This window comes from Flavobacterium frigoritolerans (genome assembly GCF_025847275.1).
GTDB classification, from domain to species: Bacteria; Bacteroidota; Bacteroidia; order Flavobacteriales; family Flavobacteriaceae; genus Flavobacterium; species Flavobacterium frigoritolerans.
Window position 1 is genome coordinate 225,000 of record NZ_JAOZEV010000006.1, and the last position, 22,677, is coordinate 247,676.

The 22,677-nt window shown below is 32.2% G+C and carries 23 protein-coding genes; 10 read left to right on the plus strand and 13 right to left on the minus strand.

Features of this window, described 5'->3' with window-relative positions; genetic code table 11:
• Window positions 1–221: 221 nt before the first annotated feature.
• Window positions 222–1,250, plus strand: coding sequence for a LacI family DNA-binding transcriptional regulator (locus OIU80_RS10400; RefSeq protein WP_264286937.1), 1,029 nt, complete (start codon window positions 222–224; stop codon window positions 1,248–1,250).
• A 177-nt stretch (window positions 1,251–1,427) separates the two neighbouring features.
• Here OIU80_RS10400 and OIU80_RS10405 read toward each other — a convergent pair whose 3' ends face one another.
• Window positions 1,428–2,222, minus strand: a complete 795-nt coding sequence (locus OIU80_RS10405; RefSeq protein WP_264286938.1) for a DUF2797 domain-containing protein — start codon at window positions 2,220–2,222, stop codon at window positions 1,428–1,430.
• Window positions 2,223–2,488: 266 nt separating this feature from the next.
• Here OIU80_RS10405 and OIU80_RS10410 point away from each other — a divergent pair, with 266 nt between their 5' ends.
• Window positions 2,489–3,997, plus strand: coding sequence for a GH3 auxin-responsive promoter family protein (locus OIU80_RS10410; protein ID WP_264286939.1), 1,509 nt, complete (start codon window positions 2,489–2,491; stop codon window positions 3,995–3,997).
• A gap of 347 nt (window positions 3,998–4,344) precedes the next feature.
• Here OIU80_RS10410 and serB read toward each other — a convergent pair whose 3' ends face one another.
• The 6 genes from serB to OIU80_RS10440 all read right to left on the minus strand — a co-directional run bounded on the left by serB (window position 4,345) and on the right by OIU80_RS10440 (window position 8,187).
• On the minus strand, window positions 4,345–5,574 hold the full coding sequence (gene serB / locus OIU80_RS10415) for a phosphoserine phosphatase SerB (RefSeq protein ID WP_264286940.1): 1,230 nt from the start codon (window positions 5,572–5,574) through the stop codon (window positions 4,345–4,347).
• 268 nt (window positions 5,575–5,842) lie between these two features.
• Window positions 5,843–6,286: a VOC family protein gene (locus OIU80_RS10420; RefSeq protein ID WP_264286941.1), complete on the minus strand. Its 444-nt coding sequence runs from the start codon at window positions 6,284–6,286 to the stop codon at window positions 5,843–5,845.
• A 30-nt stretch (window positions 6,287–6,316) separates the two neighbouring features.
• Window positions 6,317–6,757, minus strand: coding sequence for an SRPBCC family protein (locus OIU80_RS10425; RefSeq protein WP_264286942.1), 441 nt, complete (start codon window positions 6,755–6,757; stop codon window positions 6,317–6,319).
• 12 nt (window positions 6,758–6,769) lie between these two features.
• Complete coding sequence (locus OIU80_RS10430; RefSeq protein WP_264286943.1) at window positions 6,770–7,177, minus strand: VOC family protein; 408 nt, start codon at window positions 7,175–7,177, stop codon at window positions 6,770–6,772.
• A 160-nt stretch (window positions 7,178–7,337) separates the two neighbouring features.
• Entirely contained in the window at window positions 7,338–7,742 is a 405-nt protein-coding gene (locus OIU80_RS10435; RefSeq protein ID WP_264286944.1) for an SRPBCC family protein, read from the minus strand.
• A 37-nt stretch (window positions 7,743–7,779) separates the two neighbouring features.
• Window positions 7,780–8,187, minus strand: a complete 408-nt coding sequence (locus tag OIU80_RS10440) for a VOC family protein (protein ID WP_264286945.1) — start codon at window positions 8,185–8,187, stop codon at window positions 7,780–7,782.
• Between the two features lie 142 nt (window positions 8,188–8,329).
• Between OIU80_RS10440 and OIU80_RS10445 the strand changes: the two genes are divergently transcribed.
• Entirely contained in the window at window positions 8,330–9,295 is a 966-nt protein-coding gene (locus tag OIU80_RS10445) for a GlxA family transcriptional regulator (protein ID WP_264286946.1), read from the plus strand.
• Between the two features lie 82 nt (window positions 9,296–9,377).
• Here OIU80_RS10445 and clpX read toward each other — a convergent pair whose 3' ends face one another.
• The 6 genes from clpX to OIU80_RS10475 all read right to left on the minus strand — a co-directional run bounded on the left by clpX (window position 9,378) and on the right by OIU80_RS10475 (window position 14,955).
• Window positions 9,378–10,610: an ATP-dependent Clp protease ATP-binding subunit ClpX gene (gene clpX, locus OIU80_RS10450; protein ID WP_264286947.1), complete on the minus strand. Its 1,233-nt coding sequence runs from the start codon at window positions 10,608–10,610 to the stop codon at window positions 9,378–9,380.
• Between the two features lie 175 nt (window positions 10,611–10,785).
• The gene (gene clpP, locus OIU80_RS10455) at window positions 10,786–11,460 is read right to left on the minus strand and encodes an ATP-dependent Clp endopeptidase proteolytic subunit ClpP (RefSeq protein ID WP_035617906.1); all 675 of its coding nucleotides are present in this window, start codon (window positions 11,458–11,460) and stop codon (window positions 10,786–10,788) included.
• Between the two features lie 169 nt (window positions 11,461–11,629).
• Entirely contained in the window at window positions 11,630–12,955 is a 1,326-nt protein-coding gene (locus tag OIU80_RS10460) for a trigger factor (protein WP_264286948.1), read from the minus strand.
• Between the two features lie 119 nt (window positions 12,956–13,074).
• Window positions 13,075–13,419, minus strand: coding sequence for a phage holin family protein (locus OIU80_RS10465; RefSeq protein ID WP_264286949.1), 345 nt, complete (start codon window positions 13,417–13,419; stop codon window positions 13,075–13,077).
• A 56-nt stretch (window positions 13,420–13,475) separates the two neighbouring features.
• Window positions 13,476–14,240, minus strand: coding sequence for an alpha/beta fold hydrolase (locus OIU80_RS10470; RefSeq protein ID WP_264286950.1), 765 nt, complete (start codon window positions 14,238–14,240; stop codon window positions 13,476–13,478).
• 1 nt (window position 14,241) lies between these two features.
• On the minus strand, window positions 14,242–14,955 hold the full coding sequence (locus tag OIU80_RS10475; RefSeq protein ID WP_264286951.1) for a pyridoxine 5'-phosphate synthase: 714 nt from the start codon (window positions 14,953–14,955) through the stop codon (window positions 14,242–14,244).
• Between the two features lie 115 nt (window positions 14,956–15,070).
• Here OIU80_RS10475 and OIU80_RS10480 point away from each other — a divergent pair, with 115 nt between their 5' ends.
• From OIU80_RS10480 to OIU80_RS10510, 7 genes are all read left to right on the plus strand, one after another.
• Window positions 15,071–15,730 carry a CBS domain-containing protein gene (locus tag OIU80_RS10480; protein WP_264286952.1) on the plus strand — a complete coding sequence of 220 codons (660 nt, stop codon included), beginning with the start codon at window positions 15,071–15,073 and terminating at the stop codon, window positions 15,728–15,730.
• An 85-nt stretch (window positions 15,731–15,815) separates the two neighbouring features.
• Window positions 15,816–16,700 (plus strand): NAD kinase, encoded by an 885-nt coding sequence (locus OIU80_RS10485; RefSeq protein WP_264286953.1) that lies wholly within the window; start codon window positions 15,816–15,818, stop codon window positions 16,698–16,700.
• A 172-nt stretch (window positions 16,701–16,872) separates the two neighbouring features.
• Window positions 16,873–17,556 (plus strand): type IX secretion system protein PorG, encoded by a 684-nt coding sequence (gene porG / locus OIU80_RS10490; RefSeq protein ID WP_264286954.1) that lies wholly within the window; start codon window positions 16,873–16,875, stop codon window positions 17,554–17,556.
• Between the two features lie 5 nt (window positions 17,557–17,561).
• On the plus strand, window positions 17,562–18,299 hold the full coding sequence (locus OIU80_RS10495) for an isoprenyl transferase (RefSeq protein WP_229989966.1): 738 nt from the start codon (window positions 17,562–17,564) through the stop codon (window positions 18,297–18,299).
• Window positions 18,232–20,964 (plus strand): BamA/OMP85 family outer membrane protein, encoded by a 2,733-nt coding sequence (locus OIU80_RS10500; protein ID WP_264286955.1) that lies wholly within the window; start codon window positions 18,232–18,234, stop codon window positions 20,962–20,964. The genes OIU80_RS10495 and OIU80_RS10500 overlap by 68 nt, the downstream gene beginning before the upstream one ends.
• Window positions 20,965–21,000: 36 nt before the next feature.
• A complete protein-coding gene (locus OIU80_RS10505; RefSeq protein WP_264286956.1) occupies window positions 21,001–22,014 on the plus strand; it encodes an OmpH family outer membrane protein in 1,014 nt (337 codons plus the stop codon).
• 46 nt (window positions 22,015–22,060) lie between these two features.
• Window positions 22,061–22,558: an OmpH family outer membrane protein gene (locus OIU80_RS10510; RefSeq protein ID WP_229991342.1), complete on the plus strand. Its 498-nt coding sequence runs from the start codon at window positions 22,061–22,063 to the stop codon at window positions 22,556–22,558.
• Window positions 22,559–22,677: the final 119 nt, after the last annotated feature.

The following is a 22,677-nucleotide window of genomic DNA, read 5'->3' on the forward strand; positions in this document are numbered from 1 at the left end:
TCATTTCTAAAAATTTTATATAACACATAGAAACATAGATTTCATCTACAGAAAAAAACACAAAAAGAAATACATTTCTTTCACATAGCTAACTCTGTGTACTTTAAATAAGTGAAACGCCTTTTTTAAGAGTACAAAATCTATGTTTCTATGTATTAAAATAATTACACCCAACCGGTTAAATTTAATTAATTATCAATTAGTTTTATTACTTTTATTCAATGAATGATACCAGACTTATAGACATCGCAGCTGCCTTAGGAATTTCTGTTACTACAGTTTCAAAAGCACTAAAGGGCTACACTGATATTAGCGATAATACCAGAGCAAGGGTTCTTGAAATGGTAGCTACTATGAATTACAAACCCAACGCCAATGCAGTAAATCTAAGAACTAACGAAACCAAAACTCTTGGTGTTGTTATCCCTACTATGGTACATCATTTCTTTTCGAGTGTTTTAAATGGAATTATAGATGAGGCAGAAAACAGAGGGTATCTTGTAATTATTTTACAGTCTAATGAAAAGTATGAGCTTGAAAAAAAGCAGATTGCTTTGCTACAACAAAAAAGAGTTGATGGAATTTTGATTTCGTTATCCAATGAAACGGATAATTTCTCTCATATTAATGATGCTATAAAAAAGAATACTCCTGTAGTATTATTTGATAAAATTGCCAAATTAGTCGATTGCTCGAAAGTCATTATCAATGACCGAAAAGCTGCTTATGATGCCGTAACGTATTTAATAAATAAAGGGTATAAAAAAATTGCACATTTTAGAGGTTCTTATACTCCACAAAATTCTATTGATCGTTTTCTTGGATATAAAAAAGCGCTCGAGGATCATAATATTCCTTACGATCCTACACTTGTTTATTTATGTGATCACAATTCCGATTTTGAAGATGGTTACGCCAATGCACAAAAACTAGTTGCTGAACATAAGGATGTTGATGCTGTTTTTGCCATAACCGATTTGGTAGCTATTGGTATTATAAAATACCTCAACGATATGCATATTAAGATTCCGGAGCAAATTGCTGTTTTTGGTTTTAGCAATTGGTTTATGTCTACCGTAATTTCGCCAAAGCTTACCACGATTGACCAACCTGGTTATGATATTGGTCAACGTGCTGCTGCTATATTAATAAATGAAATTGCCCAAATCAAAGAGCATCTTCCGGTTATTCATCAAACTATCGAACTCCCTACACTTATTATCGAGAGGGAATCAACGATAAGGAATTAATAACTACACATTCTCAATTATCCCAAAACATAGAAACATAGCTTGACTTTCAAAGTATATAAAAGACGTTTCACTCAAAATAAATCGCATAGTACTATGTGAAAAAATCATGATTTTCTAGAAACTCTTTTAAGTTTTTAATCTATGTTTCTATATGTTAAATATCACTTTTAAGAATTATACATTTATTGTTACCACATATCCTTCGGAACCACGAATATTAAAAACTGTTCCGTCTTCAAACAATAAATACTGTCCTTTAATTCCACTAAGTTTTCCTTGAAAAGTTGGTGTTTTATCCAAACTCAAACTTGCTACTTTTTTTGGATATTCAAGAACTGGATAATGCATTTCATACAAATCATTTTTCTCTGGATAAAAATATTCGCGAACTTCATCTGGAATCAAACTTTCGACTTTAGCTTTCTCAAGAATTAAATCAACGCTTTCGATATTATTTTGAAGCATTTTTCTCCAATTTGTTTTGTCGGCATAATGATTTTTTAATGCCACCTCGGTGATTCCTGCTAAATAACGATTCGGAACTTCTACGATTGCCAATGCTTGTGTTGCACCCTGATCGATCCAACGTGTTGGTACTTGTGTCTTTCTAGTCACTCCTACTTTTACTTCGCTAGATAAAGCCAAGTATACAATATGCGGTTGCAATTGTACTTTTTCTTCATAAACTAAATCACGATCCTGAATTCCTAAATGCGCCGTACTTAATTCTGGTTTCATAATCCAATCTCCAACAGCAGGGCTTGAATAAAAACAATCGTAGCAAAATCCCTGACGGAATATTTTTTTCTTTTTACCACAATTTAAACATTGGTAGCCTACAAAATTGATTTCAATTTCTTTATTCAATAATTGATTGACATTGATAAAACTATCTTCAAAAACCAAATAATATTGAATTGGATTCCCTATTTCGGTTTGCATCTTTGTAAGTACGCCTTGATATTGCATTAGATTTTAATTTTTAGCCCCGAAGCTATCGGAAGCTGATTTTAAATTTTTAGGTTTTAGATTCGTTCTAAAGAATTTAAACCTCGATACTGTTAAAACTCCATTTTTGAATTGGAATCTTTGCCATAAATAGAATTGTCATTTATAAAAAAACACTATTTTTGATACAACGACAAAGTTAGTATTTGTCTATCGATATTCAAATCTTAAATTCCTGACTTTTTATGTTAGTAAGAAAATCAGCAATCTAAAATCTAAATTCATTCATGCCTCTATCAATAATCAACTCCTTTGCTTCTTGGGTTCTTAAACAAAGAATTCATCAAATAGAGCTTTTTCTTAAATATCCAAATGAAGTTCAGGAAGAGCTCCTCCATAATTTAATATTGGCTGCCGAGAATACCATTGTTGGAAAACAATACGATTTTGCTTCGATAAATTCTTATCAAACTTTTTCTGAAAGAGTGCCTATAGCTACTTACGAAGAATTGCAACCCTTGATTGAGCGCACGCGCCAAGGCGAACAAAATGTTTTTTGGGAAACTCCTATAAAATGGTTTGCTAAATCGAGCGGAACTACAAATGCTAAAAGTAAATTTATCCCTGTGAGTAATGAGGCTCTGGAAGATTGTCATTATAAAGGAAGTAAAGATTTATTGTGTTTATACTTGAATAATAATGAAGATTCAGAATTGTTTTTAGGTAAGAGTCTTCGCTTAGGCGGAAGTTCTCAGATTTATGAAAACAACAATACTTTCTTCGGAGATTTATCGGCTATCTTAATTGAAAATATGCCTATTTGGGCGGAATTCAGTAGTACACCAAGCAATAAAACGTCGCTTATGAGCGAATGGGAAACCAAAATTGCTGCTATTATAAATGAAACCAAAAATGAAAATGTAACCAGTTTTGCTGGTGTTCCTTCATGGATGTTGGTTTTAATGAATCGTGTTCTTGAAGATTCTGGAAAAGGAAATTTATTTGAAATATGGCCTAATCTGGAAGTTTACTTTCATGGCGGCGTGAGTTTTTCTCCTTACAGAGAACAATACAAAAATATATTACCGAAAAAAGATTTTAAATACTACGAAATATACAATGCTTCTGAAGGTTTCTTTGCCATTCAGGATTTAAATAATTCCAGTGATTTATTACTAATGCTGGATTACGGAATCTTCTACGAATTTATTCCTATGGAGACTTTTGGGAAACCAGAACAAAAAGTAATCCGTTTGGCCGATGTTGAATTAGATAAAAATTATGCAATCGTTATTACTACCAATTCTGGTTTATGGCGTTATTTAATTGGTGATACGGTTCGTTTTACTTCTTTAAATCCATACAGGATCCGAGTTACAGGAAGAACCAAACATCATATTAATGTTTTTGGCGAAGAACTTATGGTTGAAAATACCGATCAGGCTATTGCCAAAGCATGCCAGTTAACAAATACTGAAGTTATAGATTATACTGTAGCTCCGATATTTATGCAAGACAAAGAAAAAGGAGCTCACGAATGGATGATTGAGTTTAAGAAAAAACCTGCTGATGTAGGGCTTTTCCAAAAAGCGCTTGACGAAACGCTACAATCTCTAAACTCTGATTACGAAGCTAAACGTTATAATAATATGACGCTAAATCCTTTGGTGATTAATGTTGCCAGAGAGAATTTATTCTATGATTGGTTAAAAGAAAAAGACAAATTAGGTGGTCAGCATAAAATACCTAGACTTTCGAACCAAAGAGATTATTTAGAGCAATTGAAGGGGATGTAGTTTTAAAATACCAATAATTTTGTTCATTGCTGACGCGAGCGTCTCGCTCGTGAACACAATCAATTTTAAAATATACTCTTTACGGGTACGAGCGAGACGCTCGCACTAGCGCTGGGAATTTAGAAACCTCAAAACCCAAGTTGTCTAAAATCTACTGAGTCGCATGAGGGATAGCAATGGAAATCCTTTTTATTTTTTTCTTTAAAAAATAAAAAGATTGCAATGTATAGCCCGACCCGCTTTTTCTGCGGGGCATGCCCATAAAAAAACCTCAGCTTAAATTAAAACTAAGGTTTGTTATATAAAAAGGCTTCGCCTCCGCTCAGCCTGAAATTATTATAAATAAACTACATCATATCAATATATCGGTCATGATATCCTAATAGGTACAAAACTCCATCGAGTCCTAAACTTGAAATTGAGGTTGATGCGCTTTCTTTTACCGTTGGTTTAGCATGAAATGCGATTCCTAGACCTGCTAAATTTAGCATTGGCAAATCGTTGGCTCCATCTCCTACTGCTATAGTTTGATTGATATGAATTCCTTCTTTTTCGGCAATTGCTCTTAGGTATTCAGCTTTCTTCTGGCCATCTACAATTTCGCCTAAATATTTACCAGTTAACTTACCATCTTTAATTTCTAATCGGTTAGCATGAACGTAATCAATACCTAATTCTTTTTGTAAATAATCACCAAAATAGGTAAATCCTCCCGATAATATAGCGGTTTTATATCCGTAATATTTTAGAGCTTTCATTAAGCGATGTGCTCCTTTGGTGATAGGTAATTTTTCGGCAACTGATTGTAAAACATCTTCGCTCAAACCTTCTAACAATGCCATGCGTTGCTTGAAGCTTTCGTTGAAATCTATTTCTCCATTCATAGCCGATTCTGTAATTGCTCTTACTTGCTCTCCTACTCCATTAAGTTCTGCCAATTCGTCTATTACTTCAGTTTGGATTAGCGTTGAGTCCATATCGAAACAAACTAAACGTCGGTTTCTTCTGTAGATATTATCTTCCTGAAATGAAATATCTACATTTAGGGTTCTGGAAATTTCCATAAAACTTGCTGTCATTGCAATCTTATCTACAACATCTCCTGTTAACGATAATTGTATGCATGAACGAGGGTAATCTTCATGTTCTACAACTGATGTTCTACCTGTTAGTCTTATTATGGAAACAATATTTAAATTTTGATCGGATAATAATTTTGCAACTGCTGCTAATTGTGAAGCTGCTAATTTTTCTCCAAGAATATTAACTATGTAACGTTGTTTGGATTGTGTTTTTACCCATTTTTCGTAATCTTCGATAGAAATTGGGATGAACTTTACCTTTACTTCTAATTCATAAGCTTTAAACAATAAGTCTTTTAATACTGGTCCTGAAGTGGAACCAGCTTCGATTTCGAACAAAATCCCCAGAGAAAGCGTATCGTGAATATCAGCTTGTCCAATATCTAAAATAACGGCATCATAAGTAGCCAATACTGCTGTTAATCCTGCTGTAACTCCTGGTTTGTCATGACCTGAAACTTTTAATAAAATAATCTCTTTATCTTCTGTTGTCATTTTATCTTTATTGATTTAGAAGTGACAAAAATCGGCAATCTATTGTTGATAAAAAAGAATATGCTTTGTTTTCTTGTAAAGAAAAAACACAAATCGATATGATTTATTTAAATAATTTAATGTTCTATTCCAATGTTTAAAATAACTTGCATTGAAGCAACTTTTAATAAAAAAAGATTATTTAGTACAACTGAAGAAACAAGTAAATCTTGTTCTAAAATTATCCTAAATAATCTCCTGAATTAATTACTTAACAATAGTTATTTAATTAGCTGCTTGGCATATTTTCATCAAAATTCACCATCCAGTTTACTCCAAACTTATCGGTAAACATTCCGAAATAAGCGCCCCAAAAGGTTTTACCCATTGGCATAAATGGATTTCCTCCTGCTGAGAGTCCATTAAAAATTCTATCGCCTTCTTTTGCACTTTCGACATTAATTGAAACCGAAAAATTCCCTCCAAAAGTTACAGCACCAGATTGTTCGGTACTATCACTTCCCATTAAAATGGTTTGACCAATTGGTAAACTAACATGCATAATTCTTTCTGCTTCTTCGCTATCGCTTGATACTTGTGAACAATTTTCGTGTGCAGGCATATCTTTGAATTTTCCAATGTATGCAAATTCGCCTCCAAAAACTGATTTGTAAAATAGAAATGCTTCTTCGCAATTTCCATTAAAAATTAAATAGGGATTTACTGCTGCCATGATGTTTTATTTTAATTATTAGTGTTTTTATTATTTTGCTTCTGATAATTCTTTTACCTTTTCTAATCCTTTCGGAAAAGCTTCTTTAAAATAATCGATATATTTTTCGAGCGTATCAACTTTAGCTTCAAGAATAGTATAATCATTCTCTTGAATCAATCGATAGGTTTCCAATGCGCCAGTCCATTTTTTTGTTTCTTCATCGATTGGCATTTCTTTAAAATCTTTTAATCCGCTTATATGCTTAAATGCCATATATTCGTTTAGTATTTTCTTTTCGATAATGCTATTCATCCCTTCTCCATTTGGGTCTAAAAAATGAATTTTATCTCCTTCATTCCAATTACTTATCGCATAAGTACCTTCACAGAAAACACTTGTCCATTTTCGATAAGTTTCATCGTTCCATAAAATACCCCAGACTTTTTCTCTAGGAGCTTTAATCTTTATCTTAAATTCTAATGTTTCCATAATCTAATTTTTTTATGATAATTTACTAAAATCCATGAATAAAGAATTCCAACGATGTCCATCTAGATCTGCAAAACCACAACCGTACATCCAACCTTGATTCAAGCTTGGAGCTGCAAAAACATTCCCTCCTGCTTCCTGAACTTTTTTAGCAATTGTATCTACTTCTTCTTTACTTTCAGCATCTATAGATATTAGTATTTCTGAACTTGTTTTTGTATCTGTAAGTTTATTTTGAGAAATATCTTCAAACATTTTTTCTTCAAAAAGCATTATTACAAATTTACCTTCACCAACAAGCATACAAGTTGATTTTGGCGTATCATGCTCTTCATTGAATGAAAAACCTATTTTCGAGAAAAAGGCTTTCGATTTTGCTACATCTTTTACTGGCAGATTGAGCCATATTTGTTTTGCCATTTTTTGATATTTAAAGCTATTATTTTTAAACCATACAAGTTATATAAGATAATTAAGGCTATGCTTATATATTTACCTCAAAGGCATTAAGTCACAACGTTTTTTTTCATATTTGAGAGAAGCCTTAGAGTCTTTGTCTCTTTGAACCTTAGTTCCTTAATTAATTACGCTCTACATAACTTTTAAAATTATCTAGAATCGCTTGCCATCCACCACGTTGCATCTCTTCTGGATTTTCTGTCTCTGGATCAAAACTTTCTATTACTTCTACTCCGTTTGGAGTTTCTCTAAAAGTAATTTCGACTTTTCTCCCATCTCCAATTACATATTCAATAGCTTCGTTTTCTTTTACTAAGGTATATTCTCCTTCAAAATCAAAACTCATACTTCCGTCTCTGGCTGCCATTGTCGATTTAAATTTACCTCCTGTTTTTAAATCATTTTCAGCATACGGTGTATGCCATTCTGGCGATGGACTATTCCATTCTTGTATGTGTTTTGGAGCTGTCCATATTTCCCAAACTTTTGCTATTGGAGCTTTTACTGTACTTTGAACTGTTATCATATTCAATTGATTAAAATTATACTTTATAAATTGACTTTTAATTTTTTGGCGCTTGACTTTCATCCATGAAAAATATTTCCCAATGATGCCCATCTAAATCTAAAAAAGCTTTTTGATACATCCATCCATAATCTTTGGCTTCCATGTATTCTGTACCACCAGCTTTTACTACTGCTGTAATTATTTCATCTACTTTTTCTCGGCTATCAACAGATAACGCCATTAAGATTTCGGTCGTGGTTGCTGTATTGCAAATTTGTTTTTGTGTGAATGTTTTAAAAAACTCTTCTAACAAAAGCATTGCAAATATATTTTCTCCGATTTCTAAACAAGCTGCTTTATCATCTGTAAAATTTAAATTGAATGTAAAACCTAATTCTGTAAAAAAAGCCATGCTGCGATTTAAATCTTTCACTGGAAGATTTAAGAAAATTTCTGTTTTCATTTTTATATAAATTTACAAATTATTTAAAGCAAATTTAAAGTAATCACCTAGCCTTTAGACTATAATAAAAGTCATTTTTAGGGTCATTTAAGACAAAAAAGCTATTTTTGTATGAGTCATTTCCATTAAAAAAAGAGAAATAATGAGTAAAAAAGTTGGGTTAATCGTTCCGCATGACTATAAATTATTGAGTATTGCAGCCATTCTTGAAGTTTTTGAAACTGCTAATAAATTGCATTCTGAAGGCGAAAAACCGTTTGAGATATTCGTTTTTCAATCATCTGAACAAATGGAGCAAGAAAAATTGTTTAATTATAAAGTTAATTCCATCCAATCCTCCGATGAGAAACTTGGATTGGTTTTAATTCCTGCATTTACCACGGATGATATGAAAGGAATGATTGCAAAAAACAGCAATTTTATTCCTTGGTTAAAAAAACAGCATTTGTTTGGAGCAGAAATAGCTAGTTTTTGCACAGGCGCTTTCTTGCTTGGTGCTTCCGGATTACTAGATGAAAAATCAGCTACAACTCATGTTGACGCTTGTAGTGCTTTTAACCAATCGTTTCCTTTGGTAAATTTAAAACCCGAAGAAACATTAACTGCCGATGGAACGCTTTATACAAGTGGCGGATCAACTTCTTCTTTTCATTTACTGATTCTTTTAGTTCAGAAATATTGCGGAAATGAAGTAGCTGTACAAATTGCTAAAATTTTTGCCATTGATTTAAATCGTCATAAACAAAGTTATTTTAGCACTTTTCGTCCTAATCATTTACATAATGATATTCTTGTTGCTCAATTGCAACACAAAATAGAAAATGAATACAGCACAATAGAAAAACTGGAAGAAATTACTAAAGACATTCCGACTAGTAATCGTAATATGACTCGAAGATTCAAGCAAGTAGTTGGGATTCCTCCTATAGAATATTTACAAAACATTCGTGTAGAAAGCTCTAAAAAATATCTGGAACAAACACAACTTTCTATATCCGAGATTATTGAAAAAACAGGCTACAATGATCCTAAATCTTTTAGAAAAGTTTTCTACAAAATGGTAGGAATGAAGCCAATTGAATATAGAGAAAAGTTTAGAGTGAGATAAAAAAAAACCTGTTCAAATAAATGAACAGGTTAAGATAAATCTTTGACAAAAATTTAAAAATTTGACAAAGTTATTTCAAGATTTATGAAGCAATTTCTAATCGTTTCAATAAATTCTTATTCAAAGTTTCTTTGGCGTACTCTTTATCAATCTCTAATATTTTAACATCTGAGCTTGGTAAATCATACATAGCATCGGTTAAGATAGCTTCACATAACGAACGCAATCCACGTGCTCCTAATTTATACTCTAATGCTTTTTCTACAATAAAATCCAATGCTTCATCAGTAATCGTAAACTCTACCTCATCCATTAAAAACAACTTTTGATATTGTTTGATTAATGCATTTTTAGGTTGAGTAAGAATTGCACGCAATGTTTCTCTATCTAAAGGATCCATATGCGTTAAAACTGGTAAACGACCAATGATTTCTGGAATCAATCCAAAGTCTTTAATATCTTTTGGAATGATGTATTGTAATAAATTGTCTTTGTCAATATTATCCACATTTTTTGATGTGCTATAACCTACTGCCTGACGGTTTAAACGTTTTGAAATAATACGTTCTACTCCATCAAAAGCTCCTCCAGCTATAAACAATATATTTTGTGTATTTACCTCAACAAATTTTTGGTCTGGGTGCTTACGTCCTCCTTTTGGTGGTACATTTACAACTGTTCCTTCTAAAAGTTTCAATAATGCTTGTTGTACTCCTTCGCCCGAAACATCACGTGTTATTGATGGATTATCGCTTTTACGAGCAATTTTATCTATTTCATCAATAAAAACGATTCCTCTTTCGGCTTTTGCCACATCGTAATCGGCAGCTTGAAGCAAACGTGTCAAAATACTTTCTACGTCTTCTCCAACATATCCTGCTTCGGTTAGAACGGTAGCATCAACAATTGCCAAAGGAACGTCTAACATTTTTGCAATGGTTTTTGCTACTAATGTTTTTCCTGTTCCCGTTTGACCAACCATAATGATATTACTTTTCTCTATCTCTACTTCGTCATCCAACTGTTGTTGCATTAAACGTTTGTAGTGATTGTAAACCGCAACCGACATTACTTTTTTAGTTTGATCCTGACCTATTACATATTGATCTAAGAATGCTCTAATTTCTTTTGGTTTCTTTAATATTAAATCACCAACTAATTTTGAGCTTCCACTTGATTTTAATTCTTCTAAAACAATTCCGTGTGCTTGTTCGATACACTTATCACAAATATGTGCATTAATACCAGCAATTAATAAATTGGTCTCTGGCTTTTTTCTCCCACAAAACGAACACTCTAATACTACTTTTGCCATCTATTTTTAGTTGCAAAGTTACAAAGGTTCTAAGGTCCTGAGGTTCTTACATTCGAAACTCAAAACTAAGGCAACCTATAACTTCATTTTATTTTAACCTAAATTTCTCCTATTCAAATTCACAAAGCAGCGCACTTTGAAACTTAGTGCCTTTGTAACTTTAAACCTTAAAAATTTATCCTCTTCTCAAAACTTCATCAATCATTCCGTACTCTTTAGCTTCATCAGCAATCATCCAGTAATCACGTTCGCTATCTTTATGTACTTTATCAAAAGTTTGTCCTGAATGCTGAGAGATGATGTTATATAATTCATCTTTCAGTTTCAACATTTCGCGTAAATTGATTTCCATATCAGTAGCAACTCCTTGAGCTCCTCCAGATGGCTGGTGAATCATTACTCTTGAATGTGGTAAAGCCGAACGTTTTCCTGCAGCTCCTGCACATAATAAAACAGCTCCCATAGAAGCAGCCATACCTGTACAAATTGTAGCTACATCTGGTTTAATATATTGCATTGTATCATAGATTCCTAATCCTGCATAAACACTTCCTCCAGGAGAATTTAGATAAATCTGAATATCCTTAGATGCATCCGCACTTTCTAAAAATAATAATTGTGCCTGAACAATATTTGCAATTTGATCATCAATACCTGTTCCAAGGAAAATAATTCTATCCATCATTAATCTTGAAAAAACGTCTAACTGTGAAATATTCAACTGACGTTCTTCTATAATATATGGAGTCATATTAGTTGGAGTCATTGCACTTACGATTTTATCGTAATACATAGCATTCACTCCTTGGTGCTTTGTAGCAAATTTTTTAAATTCTTTACCGTAGTTCATATTTTTTTGTTCTAAGTTGTACGTTACTATATTATATATTTTATTTAATCAAAGGTCATACCTCTTTATAAACAATGCCAATATGTCTTATTTTAAATTTGAAACCTAAAAAAAGAGCGTCAAAGAAAAATATTCTTTTGACGCTCAAATATACTTATTTTTTTAGAAATTATTCTCCGTAAGAAGCTGCAATAAATTCTTCGTAAGTTACTTCTTTAGTTGTTGGATTTGCTTTTTCTTTAAACAATACCAATAACTTCTCAGCTACAACTTGCTCTGAAAGTCTTTTTACTTCTTCTTGGTTTGACAACACTCTTGCAACAATTCCTTGAACTTCTTCGTCTGTTGGGTTTGTTTGTCCAAATTGAGCCATTTGTTGTTTGATTGCACCTGTTGTGAATGCTTTCAAATCTTCAAACGTGATTTGGATATTACTTTGAGCCATTGCTTTTCCTTCAATCAATTGAAAACGTAATCCTTTTTCTGATCTTGCGTATTCAACTTCTGCTTCTTCTGGAGATAATTTTTTCTCACCTACAGTTTGCAACCATTTTTTAAGGAATTCAGCTGGCAATTCAAATTTAGTGCTCTCAATTAAGAAATCTTGAACATCTGCTAATAATTTTTGATCTGCTTGTTGTGCAAATTGAAGTTCTGCATCTTCTTTAATTTTTGCTTTCAAATCTTCTAATGAGGCTACTTTACCTTCACCAAAAAGTTTATCAAACAATTCTTGGTTTAATTCAGCTAATTCAGCTCCGTTGATAGCTTCGATAGTAAAGTTAACATCTACATCTAAACCATGAACATCATCATGACTTACTTTTAAGTAATCCATTAATTGGTGATCATCTTCGAATAAACCTTTAGTATTTACAGTTACAACATCTCCAACTTTTTTACCGATGAATTTATCAGCAGTTTTTTTATCTTTAAAGATAGAAAGTGAAATTGTTGTAGTATTGTTGATTCCTTTTTCTTCATTTGTAAAAGTTCCTGTAATATCAGAATCAGCTACAACTACATCTTGAGGAATTGCTTTTCCAAATTGTTTTTGGATACGCTCTACTTGACCGTCAATTAATTTATCATCAGCAGTAACGATATATTTTACGATATCATTTTTAGCTTCAAGATCAATTTCGAAGTTAGGTACTAAACCAATTTCATATTCGAATACTAATTCTTCAGCATCCCAATCAAAATTTTCATTTTCTTTAGCAAGAGGAGTTCCAAGAAGATTTAATCTTTCAGATTGTACATAACGCTCCAAAGCCAAATCAACTACTTTTTTAACTTCTTCTTGTTTTATTCCTTTTCCGTATTGTTTCTCAACAAGGTCTTTAGGAACTTGTCCTTTTCTAAAACCTTTTACAGTTGCCAAAGGCATTTTTTCGTTTAATCTTTTTTGAACTTGACCTTTGTAATCCATATGAACAACGTTCAATACAATTGTCTCATTTACTGCGTTTATTGCTACTCTTTTAATATCCATCTTCTTCTTTAATTTACATAATAAAATTGGGTTGCAAAATTATAAAATTTTTGCAACCCAACCAAGCTTTTTAATATATTGATAAGAAGTGCTTTTTAAGACTCCCCTTCCTTATTATTTTATCTATCTTCTCCTAATATTTTATACGTAATAGACTGTAGAATAGACAGAACGATACTAAATATTAGTGCCGTCCAAAACGAATCAACTGTAAACCCGCCAACAATTTTGGTACACAACAAAATAATTATAGCATTAATAGCTAGCAAAAACAGTCCAAACGTAATCAAAGTAACTGGCAATGTGAATAATACTAATAGCGGCTTAATAAAAATATTAAGCAATCCTAGCACCACAGCAACAATTAAAGCAATAGTAAAACTAGCTACATGAACGCCTGGCATAAAATGAGCAATTAGTAATACTAAGCCTGCGGTAATCAATATTCTGAGTAGTAATTTCATATTTTTTTGTTTTAAAATTTATTTAAAAGTAATAAAATTTTCATTAAACAAAGTAATTATTTTTTCAAAAAATCGATGGATAGTTCGTAAAACATCTTAGGATTTTCGGCATGTAACCAATGCCCAACGTTTGGAATCGTCTCAATATTTGAATTTGGAAAATGTTGCTTGATATTCTCAAAATCTGAATCTAAAATATATCTCGAAGCGCCTCCTCTAATAAATAATGTGGGATTATTAAAAACCAAATTGACATCTAATTCTTTACCTATAGCTTCTAAGTTAGTATTAAAAACTGGTAAATTAAATCGAAATGCTAATTGTCCCGGCTCCAGCCAATACAGATTTTTCATTAAAAATTGTCTTGTCCCAAAATCAGATATATACGCTGCCAAAATAGCTTCGACATCATTGCGACTTGGTTTTACTGAGAAATCAACTGCATTTAATCCAGCCAATATATCTTGATGATGTTGCTTATAATATTTAGGTGCGATATCGGCAACAATTAATTTATTAACTTTCTCAGGATGCTTTGCTGCAAAGAACATAGCCGTTTTACCTCCCATCGAATGCCCTATGATATCGACTTTATCCAAGTTATTAGCTTGACAATATTCGAAAACATCTTGCACCATTGCCTCATAAGTAAATATATCGGAATGAAAACTACGTCCGTGGTTACGTAAATCTAAAATATGAACCTGAAAACCACCAGCCGCAAATTGAGTACCAAGCGTTTTCCAATTATCAGACATTCCTAAGAATCCATGAAGAATTAGTAACGGCTTGCCTTCCCCTTCTATTTTTGAATATAACATACTATTTTAGTTTACGCAAATACATATTAATCACATTATCTAATCCAAGATAAAGCGCTTCTGAAATTAAGGCATGACCGATAGAAACCTCTAATAATCCCGGAATATTTTGTTTAAAAAACTCAATATTATCCAAACTTAAATCATGCCCAGCATTAATCCCTAAATTAAGTTCATTTGCTAATTTAGCTGCTTCGGTATAAGAATCAATTCCCTTTTCGTTTCCTAGACTATATTGATGCGCAAAAGCCTCTGTATATAATTCTATTCTATCTGTTCCTGTTTTTTTAGCACCTTCAATAATTTCAAGAACTGGATCAACAAAAATCGAAGTCCTAATTCCGTTACGCTGAAACTCCTGTATTACTTCTGTTAAATACGCTTGATTCTTTATAGTATCCCAACCTGCTGAAGATGTAATAGCACCAATTGCATCTGGAACCAATGTTACCTGATCTGGTTTACATTCTAAAACCAAATCGATAAAATTATGTTGTGGATTTCCTTCAATATTATATTCTGTATACACAATTGCTTTTAAATCTCGTGCATCCTGATAACGAATATGGCGTTCGTCTGGACGAGGGTGTATTGTGATTCCTTGGCCTCCGAATTTTTGAATATCGGTCGCCACTTTTAATAAATCCGGTACATTTCCGCCACGCGCATTACGTAACGTTGCAATTTTATTGATATTTACACTTAACTTTGTCATATAAATGGATATTAATTCTAGTAACACTATATTTGTTACGACAAAAATACAAAGTAAAACTTAGGAGTTTTTGCTATTTTTTGATTATTTTGCATCAAATATTGCTAATTGGATTATGACAGATATTACTAATTACATTACCAATGACTTTAGAGCTATAAACAGCCAAGAAACCATCACTTCGGTACAGGATTTCTTTGCTGACCTAAGCTTCTCTCATTTTCCTGTTTTGGAAGATGGAGTATACATTGGTTGTATAGCCTCTGATGATATTGAAACTTTTGATAGCGACAAAAAAGTAATTGATTACAAATATACTCTCGAGCATTTTTTTGCTCGAAACAATATGATTTGGCTAGATGTATTGGAAGTTTTTGCCAAAAACCACACCAATTTAATCCCTGTTTTAGACGAAAACAATGTTTATCTTGGATTTTATGAAATAGGTGACATCATCAAATTCTTTCATGAAACACCCTTTTTAAAAGAACAAGGCGGAGTAATAATCGTAAAAAAAGGACTTCTGGATTATTCCATGAGTGAGATTACTCAAATTGTAGAGAGTAATAATGGTAGAATTTTAGGTGCGTTCGTTTCTGATGCTAATACAGACAGCATTCAAATAACCATTAAAATTAGCTTAGGAGCAATGAACGAAATTATACAAACCTTCCGAAGATATAATTACGAAATTATATCCGAACACCAAGAAGACACATATATCAATAATTTAAAGGAACGCTCTGATTACTTAGACAAGTACCTTAATATATAAAAAATTAGGCGATGTGTCAATTAGATAATTTTCACATTATGCAATTGACAAATTATTTAATTGACACATTATTTAATCAAAAAGAATGAAAGTAGCTATCTACGGACAATACTATCTAAATAGTACAGACCCAATTATTAAAGACATATTTGTTTTTTTTACCTCGAATAATGTTGAAATGGTTATCGAAGCCAATTTCTTGAAGATGCTCCATGAAAAAAAGATAATCGAAAAAGAATATAAAACTTTCTCAACTCACACTGAATTAGACAGCAGTTTTGAAATGCTGATAAGCATTGGTGGAGATGGAACCATTTTAAGAGCCGCAACATTAATTCGTAATTCAGGTGTACCAATTTTAGGCATCAATGCCGGTCGATTGGGATTTCTTGCCACTGTACAAAAAGAGAACATAGCGGCATTTATGCAATTTGTAATTGATAAAAAATACACTGTATCTGAAAGAACTTTATTAAGTTTAACGACAGAACCAAAAAATGAGGCAATAGAAGAACTGAATTTTGCTATGAATGAAGTTACAGTAAGCCGAAAAGATACTACTTCGATGATAACAGTAGACACTTACTTAAACGGAGAATACCTAAATTCATATTGGGCAGATGGACTAATCATATCAACACCAACAGGCTCAACAGGATACTCATTAAGCTGTGGTGGACCAATATTGACTCCAGATGTAAACAGTTTAGTAATTACACCAATTGCGCCACATAATTTAACAGCCAGACCGCTTATAATACCAGACAATACCGAGATTAAACTTCGCGTATCAGGAAGAGAAGATCATTATCTTGTTTCATTAGATTCAAGAATAGCTTCAATAAAAAACGAATCTATTTTAACAATAAAGAAAACCGATTTTAAAATAAATATGGTTGAAATTCCCGGAGAAACTTTCTTAAAAACCTTACGTAATAAACTACTTTGGGGGGAAGACAAAAGAAATTAAGCTTTTTTCAAGCGTACTTTATACTATTTGTAATGTTTTTCTCGTTTTGCAAGTATCGAATATTCAGTAATTGTTGAGATATTTCGTCTATAATTCAAAAAAAGACAGTTTTAACTTAATCAGCATTGATTCGTATTGATTATTATTATATTTGCACGCAATTTTTAATTAAATGAACAAAATTTTTAATTTATTGTTATGTTTCTTTTCCTTTACAAGCATGAACGCTCAGATACATGAGGTTGGTGTTTTTTTAGGAGGTAGTAACTATATTGGAGATGTAGGAAGTACAACTTATATTTCACCAGATAAGCCTGCTTTTGGTGTATTGTACCGATGGAATAAAAGTCCTAGACATGCCTATCGCTTTTCATACACACAATCAACAATCACCGCAAATGATTTAGACTCAAGAGAAGGAGGTCGAAAACTAAGAGGATATCGTTTTGACAATACAATTAGAGAACTTTCTGCTGGTCTTGAATTTAATTTTTTTGACTTCAACCTACATGAAGAGAAAAGAAAATTTACACCATATGTGTTTTCAGGTCTTAGTTATTTCAGATATGATGAGTTATACATTCAATCTGGCGAGACAAAAAAAGAAAAAAACACAGGTTCATTCGCAATTCCAATGATATTAGGTGTAAAAACAAATTTAACGAGTAATTTTGTTTTAGGATTAGAGGTTGGCGCACGATATACCTTTACAGATAATCTTGATGGCAGCAATCCAGATAATGATAATTTAAAATCATTACGTTTTGGAGACTTAAATAATAATGACTGGTATGTTTTTTCAGGAGTAACTTTAACGTATACATTTGGAAACAAACCTTGCTATTGCCCATATTAAAAAAAATGAATTTAGACACAATAGATAAAACGAACTTACCACGACATTTAGCCATCATAATGGATGGAAATGGGCGCTGGGCTAAACAACAAGGCTTCTTACGAGCTTTTGGCCATGAGAATGGAACAAAATCTGTAAAAGAAACCATCGAATCCTGTGCCAAGATAGGAATTGAATATCTAACATTATACGCCTTTTCAACTGAGAACTGGAATAGACCAAAATTAGAGATTGAAACTTTAATGAAGATACTTATAAATTCATTAAAAAAAGAACTTGGTACATTACAGAAAAACAACATAAAACTTAATGCAATTGGTAATTTAGAAAAATTACCTAAATCCGCACAAAAAGAGCTATTGGATGTTATTGAAAAAACAAAAAACAACACAAGGCTTACGCTCACATTAGCTTTAAGTTACGGTTCAAGAGAAGAACTTGTAAACGCTGTTAGAATCATCAGTAATAAAGTTAAAAATAATATAATTTCAATAGACACTATTGACGATTCAATTATAAATGAGCATCTTTACACGCAAAATTTACCAGATGTAGATTTATTAATACGAACAAGTGGAGAACATAGAATAAGTAATTTTTTGTTGTGGCAAATTGCCTATGCAGAACTATATTTTACTAATGTCTTATGGCCAGACTTTAAAGAAAAGGATTTATATGAGGCTATCATTAGTTATCAAAAAAGAGAACGTAGATTTGGAAAAACAAGTGAACAAATTAAATGATTTTTTAGTGTTACAAAAAAGAATAAAAATAGTACTTACCTTATTGGTTTTTGGTAGTTTTTCACAAATAAAAGCGCAAGAAAGAATTCCTTTTGACCAAGGGAAAAAATATATTCTTGCTGACGTATCTGTAATTGGTAAAATAAGCTTCAATGAGCAAACTGTTGTCACTTTTTCTGGCTTACAAAAAGGACAGGAAATAACAGTTCCTGGTGAAGAAATAAGTGGAGCCATCAAAAAGCTGGGAAAGCTTGGACTTTTTGACGAAATTTCATTCTATGTAAATAGAATTGAGAATGATAGCATCTATCTAGATTTAGATATTATAGAGCTACCTAAATTAAACGAAGTAAAATTTGTCGGTATAAAGAAAGGTAAAATTGAAGGCCTAATTAAAGACAACAGTTTAACAAAAAACAAAATTGTAAACGAGAATTTAATTACAACTACCAAGAATTATATCGAAAACAAATACAAAAAAGAAGGTTACTATAATACCAAAGTAACCATTACTACTACTGCTGACACCACCTCTACAAACCAAGTAAATATGCTAGTTCGTGTAGATAAAGGGGATAAAGTAAAAATTAGTAAAATCGAATTTGAAGGCAATAAACAATTGTCAGATGCTACTTTGCGAAAAGCAATGAAAGACACCAAGCAAAAGAATCCTATTCGTGTTTTTAAAGCTTCTAAATTCATCAAAGACAAATACAAAGCTGATTTAGAAAAAGTTATCGCCAACTACAAAGAAAAAGGATATAGAGATGCTCGAATATTATCTGATACTATTGTTTACGATAAAAAGAAAAACACATTAGCCATAAAAGTAGATGTTGAAGAAGGAAACAAATACTACTTTGGTGACATCAAATTCTTAGGAAACACTGTATATACAGACCAATTATTAAATCGTTATTTGGGTATCAAAAAAGGAGAAACATATAATGGTGTACTTCTAGAAAAAAGGATTGCCGATAAGACAAAACCTGATGCTGAAGATATCACGAATTTATACCAAAATAATGGTTATTTATTCTCTAACATTAATGCTGTAGAGGTAAGAACTGTAAATGACACTATTGATTTCGAAATTAGAGTAACCGAAGGTCCAATTGCATATTTTAATAAAATATCAGTTGTAGGTAATGACAAAACAAATGATAAAGTAATTTACCGTGAGTTAAGAACTAAACCTGGTGAAAAATACAGTAAAGATTTATTAGTAAGAACAATTCGTGAGATTGGACAATTAGGATTCTTTGATCCAGAAGCAATTGACCCAAAATTCAAGAATGTAGATGCTGCTGCAGGAACTGTAGATATAGAGTATAATCTTGTAGAAAAAGGATCTAGCCAGATAGAACTTCAGGGAGGTTATGGAGGTGGTGGTTTCATCGGAACCTTAGGTCTTTCATTTAATAACTTCTCTGCCAGAAATTTATTTAACAAAAATGCCTACAAACCTTTACCAATGGGTGATGGACAAAAAGTAGCACTTCGATTACAAGGAAGTACTTATTTCCAAACCTATAGTGTATCGTTTTCTGAGCCTTGGTTTGGAGGAAAAAAACCAGTACAATTTAGCACATCGATATCATACAGTACTCAGTTCTTAAATAATTACATCACACAAAAAGTAGACAGAAGCAAAAGCTTTAACATCTTAACGTTATCGGTTGGTATAGCAAAAAGATTATCGGTACCAGATGATTACTTCGTATTATCACAATCGGTTAGTTACCAACACTACGATTTACATAATTACAATACAGGATTGTTTACTTTTGGTAATGGAACTTCAAGAAACTTAGCATATACTATTGGACTAACCAGAAGTAATAAAGGGGTAAACCCAATATTCCCAACATACGGTTCAGAATTTAGTGTTTCTGCAAAATTGACTCCTCCTTACTCTTTATTTAATGGAATTAATTATGCTGATTTAGGTAATCAGAAAGAATACAAATTAAGAAACACTACAGATAGAGGAAATGTTCCTGATGCAAATGGAAACATGGTGCAAATTGGAGATTTAATTGATGCGAACGGAAATAGAGTCGAGCCAGATGATTACAAAAATGCCGCTACAGATCAAGGAAAAGTTGACCAAAAGAAATTTAATTGGCTAGAATACTACAAAATTAAGTTCAAAGCTGATTGGTATACCAAAGTTTATGGTAAATTAGTACTACGAACGCTAACTGAATTTGGTTTCTTAGGAGCATATGACCAATCTAGAGGTGTAGTTCCTTTTGAAAGATTTTATTTAGGAGGAGATGGTATGGCAAACTACTCTATGGATGGTAGAGAAACAATAGCATTAAGAGGATATGAAAATGGTTCATTAACGCCAATACAAAACGGAGAACAAATTGGAGCAACGATTTACAATAAATTCTCATTAGAATTACGTTATCCAATTACATTGAAACAATCAGCTTCGATTTATGTACTTACATTTGCTGAAGCAGGTTCGTCTTATCCAAGTTTCAAAGACTACAATCCTTTTGATTTAAATCGTTCTGTGGGAGCTGGTTTACGTGTATTCATGCCTGCATTTGGATTATTAGGAATTGACTTTGGTTACGGATTCGATACATTACCAGGACAAACAAAACCAAGCGGTTTACGCACGCACTTTATTATTGGACAACAATTTTAATCGTATTGGTTAAAAATTTCAAATAAAATTAATGTTATGAGAAAACAATTTTTATTTATAATTTTGGCTTTGATAGTAGTAAATACAAGTCAGGCACAAACCAAATCGACAAAAATAGGATACATCGACATGGAGTATATTCTACAAAATGTCCCTGACTATAAAGAGGCTCAAACTCAATTAGAGCAGAAAGCCGAAAAGTGGAAACAAGAAATTGAAACTAAGAAATTAGAAATCAATAAACTTAAAGACGCTTTAAAAGCTGAAAAAGCATTATTAACGAATGAGTTAATTGATGAAAGAGAAACTGAAATTAAGTTTCTTGAAAAAGAAACGTTAGATTATCAGCAGCAACGCTTTGGTGTTAATGGAGATTTAATTAGACAAAAATCGGCCTTAGCAAAACCAATACAAGATCAGGTTTTTACTGCTGTTCAGGATATAGCAGAAGCTAAAAGATATGATTTTATATTTGATAGATCATCCGACTTAACAATGCTTTTTGCAGCAAAAAGATATGATGTTAGCGACCAGGTTTTAAGAGTAATTACCAGAACCGATAAAAGAGAGCAGTTGACAAAAAAGCAACTTGCCATAGAAGAAGAAAAAGAAAATAAAGAAAGTGCAATTGACGAAAGTCCTGCTTTACAAGAAAGACAAAAAATCTTAGACGAAAGAAAAGCTGCAAGAGATAAAATACTAGAAGACAGGAAAGCAGCACAAGAAGAAAAGATAAGGATATACGAAGAAAACAAAAAAGCAATTCGTGACGCAAGGGAAGCTAAAAAAAATGGCACGGTTTCTGAAACAGTAAAAAAGGAAAGTACACCTTCAGTAGCTAATCCAACTAAAGAGGCAGTCAAAACAACTCCAACTACAGAAGCAGCTAAACCAACTGCAACTGATGATACAAGAGCTAAACAAGCTGAAGAAAGACAAAAGCTTTATGACGAACGTAAAAAAGCTTTAGAAGAAAGAAGAAATAAAATTTTAGAGGAAAGAGAAGCTGCAAAAAAAGCGAGAGAGCAAAAAGCAAAAGAAGACAAATAAAAACAAGGAAATACGACCAATAATTAATTAATATTTTAAAATGATGATGAAACAAATCAAAACTTTACTAATTGCTGCAATACTAGTTTTAGGAGCAAACCAAATGAATGCTCAAGCTAAAGTAGCTCACGTTGATGTAAGCGAAATTATGTCTAAAATGCCAGCAATGATAGATGCACAAAAACAACTTGAAAAACTAAGCGGTACATATGATGCAGATTACAAGAAAATGGTTGAAGAATACCAAGCAAAATTAAAAAAATACGAAGCTGAATCAGCTACAGTAACAGATGCAGTTAATGGAGAACGTTCAAAAGAAGTTCAAGATATGCAAAAAAGAATTGTAGACTATAGAGACAATGCTCAAAAAGAATTGCAACAAAAAGAATCTGACATTGTAAAACCATTAATGGAAAAAGTGAGAGCTTCTATCCAAAAAGTTGGTAAAGCAAAAGGTTACCAATATGTTTTAGATGGTTCTACTCTTTTATTAGCTGACGGTCCAAACGTTACTGCTGATGTAAAAAAAGATTTAGGTTTCTAGAAAACTGTCTTAGTAAAAATAAAAAAACTGCTCACCAATAAAATGGTTCGAGCAGTTTTTTTATACATGAAAATTAATTTCATTCCACTTAAAAATCCTCGTTAAAGACTTTTTTTTGA